The sequence below is a fragment of the Agromyces sp. GXQ0307 genome (assembly GCF_044769845.1).
Taxonomy (GTDB): domain Bacteria; phylum Actinomycetota; class Actinomycetes; order Actinomycetales; family Microbacteriaceae; genus Agromyces.
This window is the reverse complement of record NZ_JBIZVY010000002.1, coordinates 61,012-75,056: the sequence shown is the minus strand read 5'-3', so window position 1 is coordinate 75,056 and position 14,045 is coordinate 61,012. Positions and strand designations below refer to the sequence as shown.

General features: G+C 71.6%; 14 protein-coding genes. 7 read left to right on the top strand and 7 right to left on the bottom strand.

Annotation, left to right across the window (positions count from 1 at the left end; translation table 11 throughout):
• Nucleotides 1-45: 45 nt before the first annotated feature.
• The gene (locus ACIQH8_RS05700) at nt 46-792 is read left to right on the top strand and encodes a phosphoglyceromutase (protein WP_400995899.1); all 747 of its coding nucleotides are present in this window, start codon (nt 46-48) and stop codon (nt 790-792) included.
• A 94-nt stretch (nt 793-886) separates the two neighbouring features.
• On the opposite strand, the gene phoU is transcribed toward ACIQH8_RS05700, so the two are convergent.
• The gene (phoU, locus tag ACIQH8_RS05695; RefSeq protein ID WP_400995896.1) at nt 887-1,540 is read right to left on the bottom strand and encodes a phosphate signaling complex protein PhoU; all 654 of its coding nucleotides are present in this window, start codon (nt 1,538-1,540) and stop codon (nt 887-889) included.
• A 190-nt stretch (nt 1,541-1,730) separates the two neighbouring features.
• Between phoU and ACIQH8_RS05690 the strand changes: the two genes are divergently transcribed.
• Together ACIQH8_RS05690 and ACIQH8_RS05685 are read left to right on the top strand one after the other, a co-directional pair.
• On the top strand, nt 1,731-2,981 hold the full coding sequence (locus ACIQH8_RS05690; RefSeq protein ID WP_400995894.1) for a sensor histidine kinase: 1,251 nt from the start codon (nt 1,731-1,733) through the stop codon (nt 2,979-2,981).
• Nucleotides 2,978-3,658, top strand: a complete 681-nt coding sequence (locus ACIQH8_RS05685; RefSeq protein WP_400995892.1) for a response regulator — start codon at nt 2,978-2,980, stop codon at nt 3,656-3,658. The genes ACIQH8_RS05690 and ACIQH8_RS05685 overlap by 4 nt, the downstream gene beginning before the upstream one ends.
• An 80-nt stretch (nt 3,659-3,738) precedes the next feature.
• Here ACIQH8_RS05685 and ACIQH8_RS05680 read toward each other — a convergent pair whose 3' ends face one another.
• Nucleotides 3,739-4,200 carry a hypothetical protein gene (locus ACIQH8_RS05680; RefSeq protein WP_400995889.1) on the bottom strand — a complete coding sequence of 154 codons (462 nt, stop codon included), beginning with the start codon at nt 4,198-4,200 and terminating at the stop codon, nt 3,739-3,741.
• A gap of 160 nt (nt 4,201-4,360) precedes the next feature.
• On the opposite strand from ACIQH8_RS05680, the gene ACIQH8_RS05675 reads away from it, so the two are divergent.
• Both ACIQH8_RS05675 and ispD read left to right on the top strand, forming a co-directional pair.
• The gene (locus ACIQH8_RS05675) at nt 4,361-4,843 is read left to right on the top strand and encodes a CarD family transcriptional regulator (RefSeq protein WP_067948714.1); all 483 of its coding nucleotides are present in this window, start codon (nt 4,361-4,363) and stop codon (nt 4,841-4,843) included.
• A gap of 92 nt (nt 4,844-4,935) precedes the next feature.
• The gene (gene ispD / locus ACIQH8_RS05670; RefSeq protein WP_400997841.1) at nt 4,936-6,207 is read left to right on the top strand and encodes a 2-C-methyl-D-erythritol 4-phosphate cytidylyltransferase; all 1,272 of its coding nucleotides are present in this window, start codon (nt 4,936-4,938) and stop codon (nt 6,205-6,207) included.
• Between the two features lie 56 nt (nt 6,208-6,263).
• On the opposite strand, the gene ACIQH8_RS05665 is transcribed toward ispD, so the two are convergent.
• Genes ACIQH8_RS05665 through ACIQH8_RS05655 form a run of 3 tightly spaced genes read right to left on the bottom strand, consistent with a single transcriptional unit; the run spans nt 6,264 to nt 9,576 of the window.
• Nucleotides 6,264-6,917, bottom strand: a complete 654-nt coding sequence (locus ACIQH8_RS05665; RefSeq protein WP_400995886.1) for a response regulator — start codon at nt 6,915-6,917, stop codon at nt 6,264-6,266.
• On the bottom strand, nt 6,914-8,947 hold the full coding sequence (locus ACIQH8_RS05660; RefSeq protein ID WP_400995883.1) for a sensor histidine kinase: 2,034 nt from the start codon (nt 8,945-8,947) through the stop codon (nt 6,914-6,916). Before ACIQH8_RS05660 ends, ACIQH8_RS05665 begins: the two co-directional genes overlap by 4 nt.
• 32 nt (nt 8,948-8,979) lie before the next feature.
• Nucleotides 8,980-9,576, bottom strand: coding sequence for a hypothetical protein (locus ACIQH8_RS05655; protein ID WP_400995881.1), 597 nt, complete (start codon nt 9,574-9,576; stop codon nt 8,980-8,982).
• A 136-nt stretch (nt 9,577-9,712) separates the two neighbouring features.
• Between ACIQH8_RS05655 and cysS the strand changes: the two genes are divergently transcribed.
• Together cysS and rlmB are read left to right on the top strand one after the other, a co-directional pair.
• Nucleotides 9,713-11,137, top strand: a complete 1,425-nt coding sequence (cysS, locus tag ACIQH8_RS05650) for a cysteine--tRNA ligase (RefSeq protein WP_400995879.1) — start codon at nt 9,713-9,715, stop codon at nt 11,135-11,137.
• A complete protein-coding gene (gene rlmB / locus ACIQH8_RS05645) occupies nt 11,134-12,141 on the top strand; it encodes a 23S rRNA (guanosine(2251)-2'-O)-methyltransferase RlmB (protein ID WP_400995877.1) in 1,008 nt (335 codons plus the stop codon). The genes cysS and rlmB overlap by 4 nt, the downstream gene beginning before the upstream one ends.
• A 143-nt stretch (nt 12,142-12,284) precedes the next feature.
• Here rlmB and ACIQH8_RS05640 read toward each other — a convergent pair whose 3' ends face one another.
• Both ACIQH8_RS05640 and ACIQH8_RS05635 read right to left on the bottom strand, forming a co-directional pair.
• On the bottom strand, nt 12,285-12,566 hold the full coding sequence (locus tag ACIQH8_RS05640; RefSeq protein ID WP_400995875.1) for a GIY-YIG nuclease family protein: 282 nt from the start codon (nt 12,564-12,566) through the stop codon (nt 12,285-12,287).
• 145 nt (nt 12,567-12,711) lie between these two features.
• On the bottom strand, nt 12,712-14,028 hold the full coding sequence (locus ACIQH8_RS05635) for a DUF4032 domain-containing protein (RefSeq protein ID WP_400995872.1): 1,317 nt from the start codon (nt 14,026-14,028) through the stop codon (nt 12,712-12,714).
• Nucleotides 14,029-14,045 lie beyond the last annotated feature (17 nt).

The following is a 14,045-nucleotide window of genomic DNA, read 5'->3' as shown; positions in this document are numbered from 1 at the left end:
ACCTCGCCGCGGGGCCCCTCGACCGGGGTCGCTAGGCTGGGGCGCATGGTCTACACCCTCGTGCTGCTGCGCCACGGCCAGAGCGACTGGAACCAGAAGAACCTGTTCACCGGCTGGGTCGACGTCCGGCTCAGCGACCAAGGCCGCGCCGAGGCGAAGCGCGCGGGCGAGCTGCTCGTCGAGAAGGGAGTCCTTCCCGACGTGCTGCACACCTCCGTCCTGACCCGCGCGATCCAGACGGCCGAGATCGCCCTCGAGGCCGCCGACCGCTCGTGGATCGACGTGCGCCGTTCGTGGCGCCTCAACGAGCGCCACTACGGGGCGCTCCAGGGGCTCGACAAGGCGGAGACCCTCGAGAAGTACGGCCAGGAGCAGTTCATGCTCTGGCGTCGCTCGTTCGACACGCCGCCGCCCGTGCTCGCCGATGACGCCGAGTGGTCGCAGGTCGGCGACCCTCGGTACGCGAACCTCTCCGACGACGAGATGCCGCGCACCGAGTGCCTGAAGGACGTCATCGCGCGCATGCTCCCGTACTGGGAGTCCGACATCATCCCCGACCTGCAGTCGGGCAAGACGGTGCTCGTCACCGCGCACGGCAACTCGCTGCGCGCCCTCGTGAAGCACCTCGACGGCATCTCCGACGACGACATCGCGGAGCTCAACATCCCCACCGGCATCCCGCTCGTCTACGAACTCGGCGACGACTTCATGCCGACGAAGCCGGGCGAGTACCTCGACCCCGAGGCTGCCGCCGCCGGTGCCGCGGCGGTCGCCGCGCAGGGCAAGAAGTAGTCCGTCCGAGAACGACGCGAGGGCCGAGCGGATGTCGCATCCGCTCGGCCCTCGCCGCGTCGCCGTGCAGTCGGGCCGGCGACGACCGGGGAGCTCAGACCGGCTCGGGCACCCAGTCGCCCGTGGCCAGGTAGTCGACCTTCTGGGCGATCGCGACGGCGTGGTCGGCGAAGCGCTCGTGGTACCGGCTCGCGAGGGTGGAGTCGACCGTGTCGACCGCCTGGCCCTTCCACGTCTCGCCGAGGACCTTGTCGAACACCGAGAGGTGCAGGGCGTCGACCTTGTCGTCTTCGTTGCGGATCGCCTTGGCCAGCTCGACGTCCTCGCTCTCGAGCAGCGTGACGAGCTTCTTCGCGATCTCGACGTCGAGGGCGCCCATCTCGATGAAGGTGGGGCGGAGCGACTTCGGCACGACCTTGTCGGGGAAGCGGTACCGTGCCAGCTGCGAGATGTGCGTCGCGAGGTCGCCCATGCGCTCGAGCGAGGCCGAGATGCGCAGCGCGCTGACGACGATGCGCAGGTCGCGGGCGACGGGCTGCTGCCGGGCGAGGATCGTGATGGCGAGCTCGTCGAGCGCCTGCGCGCGCTGGTCGATGAGGTGGTCGTCGGCGATGACCTCCTCGGCGAGGCTGACGTTCGACTCGTTGAACGCGCGCGTCGCCTTCTCGATGGCCTCGGCGACGAGCGTCGCGATCTCGACGAGGCCGTCCTGAACCTCGCGAAGTTCCTGCTGGAACACCTCACGCATGTGTTTGACCCCTTCGATGGTCTCGGGCTCCCACGACGGGCACGCGGGACGACCGGTCTCGGACCGGCACGCGACATCCTCGCCGTCGAAGGTGAACGGCAGGTGCCGTGCTGCTGAACTCTCCCTAACCTACCCCCGCCCGGCGTCCACCCGGGGGAAACGCGGGTGACCGCATGGTTAGGGTGGTGCCATGGACTCCACCTGGTCGGTGCTGGTCGCGCTGACCTTCGGCATCCTCCTCGGGGCCGGGTTCACGGTCGTGCTGCACATGGCCGAACGCCGCGGCCAGAGCGCAGCTCGCGTCGTCGCACCGACGATCCCCGACGGCGTCGACCAGGTGCTCGATGTGCTGGAGTCCGCCGGCGTCGTCCTCGATCCGTCCAACAACGTGCTGCGCGCGTCGCCCGGCGCCCTCGCGATGGGCCTCGTGCGAAACCAGATGCTCGCGCACGCCGAGCTCGTCGAGCTCGTCTCCGACGTGCGACGCACGGGCGAGCCCGTCGCGCTCGAGATCGAGCTCCCGCGCGGGCCCTTCGGCGACGCGACCATGCGACTCCAGGTCCGCGTCGCCCGGCTCGGCACGCGCTTCGTGCTGCTGCTCGCCGACGACCGCACCGAGGCGCACCGGCTCGACGAGGTGCGCCGGGACTTCATCGCCAACATCAGCCACGAGCTGAAGACGCCGATCGCGTCGGTGAGCCTGCTCGCGGAGGCACTCGAACAGGCTGCGGACGAACCCGACCAGGTGCGCCGCTTCGCCGACCGGCTCGGCGTCGAGTCGACGAGGCTGGCGCACATCACCGGCGAGGTCATCGAACTCTCCCGGCTCCAGGCGCGCGACGCCCTCCGCCGCGACGAGCTCATCGACGTCGACCGTGTCGTGGCGGCCGCCGTCGACCAGAACCGCGTCGTCGCCGCGGCACGCGGCGTCGACGTCGCCGTGCGGGCGAAGTCGCGCGCCGAGGTCTACGGCGACGAGGCCCTGCTCGTCGTCGCCCTGCACAACCTGATCTCGAACGCCATCGCGTACTCGAGCGAGGGCGGGCGGGTCGGCGTCGGCGTCATCGTCGACGACGACGCCGTCGAGATCTCGGTCGCCGACCAGGGCATCGGCATCGCGCCGGAGGATCTGGACCGGGTGTTCGAGCGCTTCTATCGCGTCGATCAGGCGCGCTCGCGCAACACCGGCGGGTCCGGTCTCGGCCTCAGCATCGTCAAGCACACCGTCCAGAACCACGGCGGCGACGTGCGGGTGTGGTCGCGCCCCGGGCGCGGCTCGACCTTCACGATCCGACTGCCGCTCGCCGAGCGGCCCATCGCGCGCGACCCCGCCGAGGTCGCCGAACCCGACTCCGACGCGCCGGCACCCGTGGCCCAGGACGCCAGGACCCGTATCGCCGCGGCACTTCCGGCCGCGCCATCCCGAGGAGACCGAGAGTGACCCGCATCCTACTCGTCGAGGACGAGATCGCGCTGAGCGACCCGCTGAGCTTCCTGCTCGAGCGCGAGGGCTACGACGTGGAGGTCGCGGCCGACGGACTCGCCGCCGTGGGCGCGTTCGACCGCGACGGCGCCGACCTCGTGCTCCTCGACCTCATGCTGCCCGGTCTTCCCGGGACCGAGGTGTGCCGCGAGATCCGCCAGCGATCCAACGTGCCCATCATCATGCTCACCGCGAAGGACTCCGAAGTGGACATCGTCGTCGGACTCGAGCTCGGCGCCGACGACTACGTCACGAAGCCGTACTCGACCCGTGAACTGCTCGCGCGCATCCGCGCGGTGCTGCGCCGCCGCATCGAGCCCGACGACCTCGACGAGGCCGTCATCGAGGGCGGCCGCGTCAGGATGGACGTCGACCGCCACACCGTCGAGGTCGACGGCGAGGCGGTCGCGATGCCACTCAAGGAGTTCGAGCTCCTCGAACTCCTCATGCGCAACGCCGGTCGCGTCCTCACGCGGGGCCAGCTCATCGATCGCGTCTGGGGCAGCGACTACTTCGGCGACACGAAGACCCTCGACGTGCACATCAAGCGGATCCGGTCGAAGATCGAGGTCACCCCGTCCGAGCCCGTGCAACTCGTGACCGTGCGCGGGCTCGGCTACCGCTTCGAGGCATAGCCGGGAACGAGCGGAGCGGATGCCGCGGCTCGCGCCGCGGCATCCGCTCTCGTGGTCTTCGGGTCCTGACGGGCCGCCCCTTACGGGACCAGGTCCTCGTATTCGGGAAGGCGGCCGTCGAGGACGGGCACGTTGATCTCGACGCCCTCGGCGCTGCCGGCCTGGAGGTACACGGAGACGAGACCGCCGACCTCGGCGTCGAGGTTCTCGATGAGCAGGGGCTCCTCCTCGGCGGTGCCGAGCGAGACGGTCTCGCCGCCGTCGACGTCGATCTCGAAGGTGTCGCCCTGGTCGACGAACTGCACGGAGAGCGTCTCGTCGTCGGTGCCGGTGTTCGTGACCGACAGGACGAGGTTGCCCTCTTCGCCCTCGTCGCTCACGACGAGGACGTTGCGCACGTCGAGGGCGCCGACGTCGGCCGAGACGCCGTCGCTCGCGTCGTACTTCTCGGTGGTCGCCTGGTAGGTCAGCATGGCGCAGCCGCTGCCGCCGATGGCGATGCCGAGAGCCAGGGCAGCGGATGCCGCGAGACGCGCCTTCACAGAACCTCCAAGGACGAGCGTGCGCGCAGCGGAATGCGACCCGCGCGCGTGGGATCGAGTCGAGTGTAGCCTACGGCGTCGGGCCTCCTCGGGAGCGGAGGCGGAACCTTAGCACTACCTCGGTGTGATATCCTGAAATTTGCCGAAAGGACGTCTATTCATGCTTTTTGAGGTTGGCGAGACCGTCGTTTACCCCCACCACGGTGCCGCAACGATCGTCGAAGTCAAGAAACGCATCATCAAGGGCGAAGAGAAGCTCTACCTCAAGCTGAACGTCACGCAGGGAGACCTCGTGATCGAGGTGCCCGCCGAGAACGTCGACCTGGTCGGCGTGCGTGACGTGATCGGCAAGGAGGGCCTGGACAAGGTCTTCGAGGTGCTGCGAGCCCCCTTCACCGAGGAGCCGACCAACTGGTCGCGCCGTTACAAGGCGAACCTCGAGAAGCTCGCCTCGGGCGATGTGATCAAGGTCTCCGAGGTCGTGCGCGACCTCTGGCGCCGCGATCAGGACCGCGGTCTCTCCGCCGGAGAGAAGCGCATGCTCGCGAAGGCCCGCCAGATCCTGATCTCCGAGCTCGCGCTCGCGGAGAAGACCGACGAGGAGCAGGCTTCGACCGTCCTCGACGAGGTGCTCGCCTCCTAGGTCGACTCCCTTCGACGATCGCCGCCGGCGCTGACGCGCACGGCGGCGATCGTCGTCTGCGGGGCTGACCTGCGCACGAGTCGAGCCGAGCGATCGGCTCGGGATCGTCGCGATCCTCCGGCTACGGTGGAGGAGTGAACGACTCCACCGTCGCCGTCATCGTCGTCGCCGCCGGCTCCGGCACCCGACTCGGGCATCCGGAACCCAAGGCGCTGGTCCCGCTCGGCGGTGACACCATCCTGGGCGTCGCGTTGGATTCCGTGCTCGGCATGCGCGAGCCGCCCTTCGTCGTGGTGGTCGCTCCCGCCGATCGCATCGACGACGTGCGCGAGCGCTGCGCGCCGCGCGCGGCCGAGGCATCCGTCGACCTCGTGGTCGTCGCCGGCGGCCTCACCAGGCAGGAGTCCGTCGCGCGCGGACTCGCCGAGCTCCCGCGTGAGATCGAGGTCGTGCTCGTCCACGACGCAGCCCGGCCGCTCGCCCCGTCGGCCGTCTTCGACGAGGTCGCGGCCGCCGTCGAGGCACGCGGGCGCGGCATCGTGCCCGGCCTGCCCGTCGTCGACACCGTCAAGCGCGTCGACGGCGAGGGGCACGTCCTCGAGACGGTCGACCGCTCGGAGCTCGCCGCGATGCAGACGCCGCAGGGCTTCCCGCGCGAAGTGCTCGAGTCGGCGTACGCGGCCGCCGGCGCCGACTTCACGGATGACGCGGCCCTCGTCGCCGCCGCCGGAGTGCCGGTCGACGTCGTGCCGGGCGACGCGCGCGCGTTCAAGGTGACGGTGCCGTCCGACCTGCACCGCGCCGAGCAGCTGCTCGCCGAGCGGGCCGGCTCGACGCCGGCGACCGCGGCGGTCCGGTCGTCGCTGCACGCGCTCCCCGCGCATGCGGCGCTGCCGCGCGTCGGCACCGGCATCGACGTGCACGCGTTCGCCGACGATCCGGAGACGCCGTTGTGGCTCGCCGGCCTGCACTGGCCGGGGGAGCGCGGGCTGTCCGGCCACAGCGACGGCGACGCGGTCGCACACGCGATCTGCGACGCCCTGCTCGCGGCCGGCGGGCTCGGCGACATCGGGGGCATGTTCGGCACCGCCGATCCGCGGTTCTCCGGTGCGCACGGCGAGGTGTTCCTCGCGGAGACCGTGCGCCGGCTCGCCGAGGCCGGATGGCGGGTCGGCAACGTCTCGGTCCAGATCGTCGGCACCCGCCCCAAGCTGGCGCCCCGCCGTGCGGAGGCGGAGGGAATGCTCACCGGCATCGTCGGTGCGCCCGTGAGCGTCGCCGCGACCACGACCGACGGACTCGGCTTCACCGGCCGCGGCGAGGGCGTGACCGCGATCGCGACCGCGCTCGTCGTCCCTGCCTGATGTCCGGCCTCGCGCCGTCCTGATGCCCGGTCACGCCGCGTTGCCCGGGGCGGCCCTCAGTCGGCCCTCCCGAGCCCGGCTCGTCGAGCGAGGTCGATCGCGTCCTCGCGCGATGCGACGCCGAGCCTCGAGGGGATTCCGGCGAGGATGTTCCGGACCGTCTTCACGCTCACGTGCAGGCGCCCGGCGATCTCGGCCGGCCCGTGGCCCGCGGTCAGGAGGTCGAGCACCTCGCGTTCACGTTCGCGGAGTTCAGGGAGGGGCGGCTGCCACGGGCCTGCCGCAGGCTGCAGGAGGGCGGTCGCGCGAGCCGCGACGCTCGCGCCGAAGAGCACTTCCCCGCGCGCTGCGGCATGGACCACGCGGACGAGTTCGTCGGGGTCTGCGCCCTTGAGCACGTAGCCGACCGCCCCGTCGCGGAGTGCCCCGGCCAGCGTCTCGTCCGCATCGACCATCGTGAGCATCACGACCGCCACCCGGGGTGCGCGAGTGCGGATGGCGCGGATCATCTCGACGCCGCCGCGCCGTGGCATCCGGACGTCGAGGAGGAGGACATCCGGCGCCGCCGTGACGGCCACACGGAGCGCCTGTTCGCCGTCCTCGGCTTCGGCGACGAGCTCGATGTCGTCCACGGTCGCGAACATCGCGCGGACACCCTGGCGCAAGAGCCGGTGATCGTCCGCGATGGCGACGCGGATGGGGCGACTCACCGGGTCTCCGGGGCGGCGTTCGCGGGCAGGACGGCGCGGACGGTGGTGCCGCTCGGACCACCGATGACCTCCAGCCTCCCGTCCAGTTCCTGTGCGCGCCGCTGCATCGATGCCAGCCCCAGGCCCAGGGACCCGCCGTCGGGCCACGTGCCGTCATCGGCGATCTCGACGACGACCAGCGCGTCGACGCGGGACACCGAGACACGGCAGGACGTTCCGCCGGAGTGCCGGACGGCGTTCGCGATCGCCTCGAGCGCGATCGCGTAGGCCGCGGACTGGACCAGCGCGGGCAGCGGTTCCTCGAGCCGACCCTCGACCTCGACGAGCACGGGGCCGTCGACGGCGGAGGCGTACGCACGCACCGCGCCCACGAGACCGAGGTCGTCGAGCGCAGGAGGCCGCAGCCCGCGAACGATCCGGCGGACGTCGGCGACCGCGACCGCGAGCTGCGATCGTGCCTCCCCGACCAGCCGCACGGCCTCCGACGGTTCGCGCGCCGCCTCTCGCTCGGCGGCCCGCAAGGTGAGTCCCGCAGCGGCGAGCGTCGGGCCGAGTTCGTCGTGCAGGTCGTCGCGCACCCGGCGCCGCTCGTCGTCTCGGGCCGTGAGGATGGCGCGCCGCGACGCCTGGAGTTCGCGTGCGAGACGTCGAGCGTGGAGCAGCGCGGCCAGGTGCGTCCGGATCGGCTCGAGGGCTTCGAGTTGCGCCGGATCGAGCACGGTGCCGCCTCGGCCCGGCTCGAGGACGAGCGCGCCCTCCTCGTTTCGGCCGTGCACGAGGGGAATCCGCACCTCGTCGTCCCGTTCCGGACCGACCTCGGCCTCGGGCCCGACGATGATCCGTGCGCCGCGCATCCCGAGCGCCCCGGCGAGTTCGCCGGCGACCAGATCCGGGGCCGACTCCATCTCTGCCGCCAGCGCGAGGCGCGAGTCGAGTTCGCGGAGCGCACGGCGTCTGTCGCCCTCGCTGCCCGTCAGCACCCGACGCGCGCCTCGCACGGCGAGGCGATCGAGCGGCGGGATCGCGACGGCGAGAAGCGCTGCCGGCACCGCGAGGGCGATGGCCGGCTCGGCGCCGACGAGATGGAGGAGGGCGACACCGATCGCGAAGCCCGCGACGGCCGCGAGGGCGACGACCCCGGCGGCCACGATTCGCGTCACGGAGGCGGCTTCGCCCCAGAGCCCTCGGCGGAGCACGGCGCCCGCCACCGCGATCGGTATCGCCAGGAACGCTGCGACGAGGACGACCTGGAGCACGAGATCCGCGATCGTGCCGATCGGGGCGAGACCGGCCATCTGGAGGACCGAGGCAGCGGCGAGCACCGCCAGGGCCGTGCCGATCGTGGCGTACGTCCCGGCCACGAGTCGACGGTCGGCCCCGGCGCGAGACGAGAGCCCGACGATCACCGTCGCGAGCGCCAGGACGCCGACCACGGCGGTCCCGATCGTGACGGCGAGCGCGCCGACATCCGTTCCAGCCGAGAGTGTCGCAATGACGACCCACGCCACCGCCGCGACGACCAGGGAACGCGCCCACCACCCCCGCACCTCACCGTCCGGGAACGCGGCGAGCCACCAGACGAGGAGGAGGACGGACGCGTCGACCAGCGTTCCGAGCCAAGCGAGGTCGGGGTGTTCCGCGACGAGCGCGGGAACGAGTTGCGGGAAGCCGGCAGCGACCGCGGCAAGCGCTGCCGCCGCTGTGACCGCGCCACGCCGTCCGGACCCTGCGGCACCGTGCAGCAGGAATGACGAGACCCCGAGGCAGGCGCCCGAGAGCACGAGCGCGAGCACGAGGCCGATCGCGACGTACCCTGCGACGCCCAGTCCGAGTTCGTCGAGTCGAGCGGCCGCGGCGGAATCGATCGCTCCTGGTGGGCAGTCGGCGAAGCACCCCTCCGTGCGGACGCGCCATGCCGACGGCACCGAGACGAGGACGACGACTCCGGATGCCGCGACGCAGGCCGCGACGAGCCACGCGGGCAGCCGGCTCATCGCGGTCCGGGCGGCTCCGTCCGGGCCTGTCGCCATGGCGGAAGTGTACCGGCGGGCGCGCACTCGACTCAGGAACGCGCGTCGGGCCGCGCCGTGAGGGCGACGGCGGACCAGACGAGCGCGATCGGGAGCGCGTTCAGCGGCACGAGGAACATGATCGGGACGATGAGCGCGACACCGGCCCCGACCCACCACGGCCAGACGCGGCGGCGCCGGGCGCCGAGCGCGCCCACGAGTACGAGGCCGACCGCCGTGAGCCCGACCTCGGCGAGGAACACCTCGATCGCGGGCTCCAGGCCCGTCGTCACGACCCAGAGCATGGTCGCCCCGGACGCGGCGAGGCCCGCGATCCCAGGGATCCAGGCGCCGAGCAGGGACGTACGCGGTGCGAGGGCCGCGAGGGCGACCGCACCGGAGAAGAACGCGAGCCCCGCCATGGCCTCGGACGCGCGACCCAGGGCGTTCGCATGGTCGCCCACGTCGGTCCCGGTGAGCACGCCGGCCGCGCCGATGCCGAACTGCACGACGCACATGGCGACGGCGATCCAGGCGGCCGCTCGCGCGACTCCGCGTCGGACGGTACGGTGTGAGCCCGCAGCATCCGTCTCGGCTGTCTCGGCTGTCTCGGCTGCCGCGCTCGCCGCATCGAATGGTCTGATGGTCATCGGGAACTCCTCTCATCGGGGTGCTGTGACCGCGACCGGTCGTCGCGGGTCCCCCCTCCGCCGAGTCTGGCGATCGCGGTGTCCCGTCCGGCCGGGCACCGGTCCCGGATCGCGGGCGCGCCGGTACGCTTGACGAGTGACGCTGCGACTCCACGACTCGAAGGCCCAGGCCCTGCGTGACTTCGTGCCCCTCCAGGAGGGGCACGTCGGCATGTACGTCTGCGGACCCACGGTGCAGTCGAGCCCGCACATCGGGCACCTGCGCAGCGCGCTCGTGTACGACATCATGCGGCGCTGGTTCATGGCGCGCGGGTACGCGGTGACGTTCGTCCGGAACGTCACCGACATCGACGACAAGATCCTGAACGCCGCGGCCGAGGAGGGCATCGGCGAGCAGTGGTGGTCGCTCGCGTACCGTGTCGAGCTCGAGTTCACCGCCGCATACAACGCGCTCGGCATCCTGCCGCCGACGTACGAGCCGAGAGCGACGGCGAGCGTCACGCAGATGCAGGAGATCATCCGGCGACTCATCGACGCGGGCCACGCCTACGCGGCGCCCGACGGCTCCGGCGACGTCTACTTCGACACCGGCAGCTGGCCCGCCTACGGCGAGCTGACCCGGCAGTCGCGCGAGAACATGGAGGCCGCGGCCGATTCCGACCCGCGCGGCAAGCGCGACCCGCGCGACTTCGCGTTGTGGAAGGGGCACAAGCCCACCGAGCCGCGCTCGGCCGGGTGGGCCTCGCCGTGGGGTCCGGGCCGGCCGGGATGGCACATCGAGTGCTCGGCCATGGCCGCGCGCTACCTCGGGCCCGAGTTCGACCTCCACGGCGGCGGGCTCGACCTGCGCTTCCCGCATCACGAGAACGAGCTCGCCCAGTCGACCGCGGCCGGCGACGGCTTCGCGCGCTACTGGGTCCACAACGGGCTCGTGAACATCGGCGGGCAGAAGATGTCGAAGTCGCTCGGCAACTCGGTCTACGCCTCCGAGCTCACCGCGCTCGCCTCACCGCTCGCGGTGCGGTACCTGCTCGGTCAGGCCCACTACCGCTCCACGCTCGACTACTCGCCCGGCTCCCTCGCCGAGGCCGAGGCTGCAGTCGATCGCATCCGGACCTTCCTCACCCGCGTCGAGCGTCGGCTCGCGGGCACGCGCTACGCCGACGAGGGGGCGGATGCCTCGTGGCCGGCCGCCTTCGCCGAGGCGATGGACGACGACCTCGGCGTACCGCACGCCCTCGCCGTGCTGCACGAGACGGTGCGCGCCGGCAACCAAGCGCTCGACGGGGAGGACCTCGCGACCGCGGCCGACCTGCGCGGGCAGGTGCTCGCCATGGTCCGCGTGCTCGGGATCGACCCGACCGACCCGATGTGGGCGACGGATGCCGGTCCTGCGGCCACCGCGCTCGACACCCTCGTCGCCCGGCTGCTCGAGGATCGCCGCGCTGCGCGCGCGTCGAAGGACTGGGCCGCCGCCGACCGGATCCGCGCCGAACTCGCGGATGCCGGCATCACCATCGAAGACAGCCAGACCGGAACGCATTGGAGCCTCACCTCATGAAGGGCAGCAGCGGAAAGCCTCGCGCGGGAGCCGTGCGCAAGAAGGGCAAGGGCCAGAAGGTCGGGACCGGCGGCCACAGCCGCAAGGCCCTCGAGGGCAAGGGCCCGACGCCGAAGGCCGAGGATCGCCCGTACCACCAGGCATACAAGAAGAAGGCGGCCGCTGAGCGCGCCGCCGCGAAGTCCGGCGGCCGCGGCGGGCAGCGCGCCGGCGCCCCGCGAGGCGCGTCCGGCGCTGCGCGGCGGGCGAAGTCGGGCGACGAGTCCGAGATCGTGACCGGTCGCAACGCCGTCGTCGAGGCGCTTCGCACCCGGATCCCCGCGACGACGCTCTACATCGCCGCGCGCATCGAGATGGACGACCGCGTCAAGGAGGCCGTGAAGGTCGCCACGAACCGGGGCATCCCGATCCTCGAGGTCATGCGGCCGGAGCTCGACCGGCTCGCCGGCGAGGGCGGGGTGCACCAGGGCATCGCGCTCAAGGTGCCGCCGTACGAGTACGCGCACCCGGTCGACCTGCTCGACGAGGTGATCGACTCGGGCGAGACGCCGCTGTTCGTGGCGCTCGACGGCGTGACCGATCCGCGGAACCTCGGCGCCATCATCCGCTCGACCGCCGCCTTCGGTGGCCAGGGCGTGATCGTGCCGCAGCGCCGGTCGGTCGGCGTCACGGCTTCCGCGTGGAAGACGTCGGCGGGCGCCGCGGCGCGGGTGCCCGTCGCGATGGCGTCGAACCTCACGCAGTCGCTCAAGGCGCTGAAGGAACGCGGCGTGTTCGTCCTCGGCCTCGCCGGCAACGGCGACGTGTCGCTCCCCGGCCTCGACTTCGCCGATCGTCCGATCGTCATCGTGGTGGGTTCCGAGGGCAAGGGCCTCTCGCGCCTCGTCACCGAGACGTGCGACGCCGTGGTCTCGATCCCGATCTCGGCGGCGGCCGAGTCGCTGAACGCCGGCATCGCGGCATCCGTCACCCTCTACGAGATCGCGAAGCTCCGCGCCGAGTAGGTCCGATCCTCGCTCCTCGGCACCGCCGATCCGAGCGCGGAGCGCCTGTATCGAGACCGGATCGGTGGTCGAGTAGGACGCGGAGCGCCCGTATCGAGACCGGATCGATGGTCGAGTAGGACGCGCACCGTCGTGTTCGATACCTAGACCCAGCGCTTCCGACTCGCCGGCCTGAGTGCGTCGAGGTCACCCGCCGCCGATGCGAGCCGCTTGGCACGGCTCCAGTTCTGCACCTGCTTCTCCCTGGTGAACGCGTCGTCGATGCGCGCGTACTCCTCGAAGTGGATCAGCTCGACCGGAAGTCGCCGGCGAGTGTACTCGGCGCCCTCGCCGGCGCTGTGCTGGGCGAGTCGGCGTTCGAGATCCACGGTGCTTCCGACGTAGGTCGTTCCGTCGGCGCACCTGAGCATGTACATGAACGGCATGATGTGAGGATGCCGGAGCGTGGTTCTGGTTGCGCGCAGCCATCCCCAAGCGGCCTCGGTACGGGCGCTGCGCGTCCTACTCGACCACCGGAGGGCGGGTCTCGGTACGGGCGCTCCGCGTCCTACTCGACCACCGGAGGGCGGGCTAGACCTTCAGGCGCCAGTCGCCCTCGTCGTCGGGGTCGTGCACGGGCACGGCCGCGGTGTCGGGCGCGACCGCGGGCATCGCGGTCGTGATCGCCTCGGTCGGGGGGCCGATCACGGTCGCCTCGTCGCGCCGATGGCGGAGTTCGTCGTTGATGTAGGACGTCAGCGCCTCGGCGAGGGGGATGTCGCGCCCCGCGGTCTGGGCCATGTACCACCGGTGCTCCAGCAGCTGGTGGAAGATCTCGGCGGGCTCCAGCTTCCCGCGCAGCTCCGGCGGCACCGCGCGAACGACCGGCTCGAACACGCGCATCAGCCATTCGTGAGCGACCATCTCCTCGTCGGCGTCGTGCCGGTACGCGGCGCGGTAGGAGTCCAGGTCGTTCAGCAGGCGTCGCGCCTGGTTCTCGCCGGCGTCGAGCCCGGTGAGGCGCAGCAGGCGCCGCTGGTGGTGCCCGGCGTCGACGACCTTGGGCTGGATGCGAAGCGTCGTGCCCGACTCGTCGGTGCGGATCGCAAGTTCCTCGATGTCGAACCCGAGGTCGTTCAGGCGGTTGACGCGCTCATTGATACGCCAGCGCTCGGCCATGCCGAAGGACTCGCTGCCCGTGAGCTCGCGCCACAGGTTCCGGTAGGCGTCGACGATGCCATTCGAGATGCGCACCGGGTCGAGCTCGTCGGCGACGCGGCCGCCGGCCTCGAGGTCGAGCAGTTCACCGGCGATGTTGACCCGGGCGATCTCGAGGTCGTTCTCGCGCTGGCCGTTCGAGAGCCCGCCCTCGTACAGCTTGCCGGTCTCGGCGTCCACGAGGTACGCCGCGAACGCACCGGCATCTCGCCGGAACAGCGTGTTCGAGAGCGAGACGTCACCCCAGAAGAACCCGATGATGTGCAGGCGGACGAGGAGGACGGCGAGCGCGTCGACCAGGCGGGTCGCGGTATCGGGTCGGAGCGTCTGGGAGAAGAGTGCGCGGTACGGAAGCGAGAATCGGAGGTGCCGGGTCACGAGCACGGGCGCCAGGGCCTCGCCGTCGGCATCCGAGCGGTTCGTGATGACGGCCACGGGCTCGACGCACGGGATCTCGAGGCGCTGGAGCGTGCGGAGCATCTCGTACTCGCCCTTGGCCATCTCGGCGGTCGTCTCCTTGATCGCCACGACGTGGCCGCCGAGGTGCGCGAAGCGCACGAGGTGCCGGGAGATGCCCTTGGGCAGCGCGGCGATGTTCTCGCTCGGCCAGGCCTCGAGGGGGAGATCCCACGGGAGGTCGAGCAGTGCGGGGTCGGTCATGGCCGAGGTGATCGAGAGAGTGCCGCTCATCAGGGACAGCGTACCGG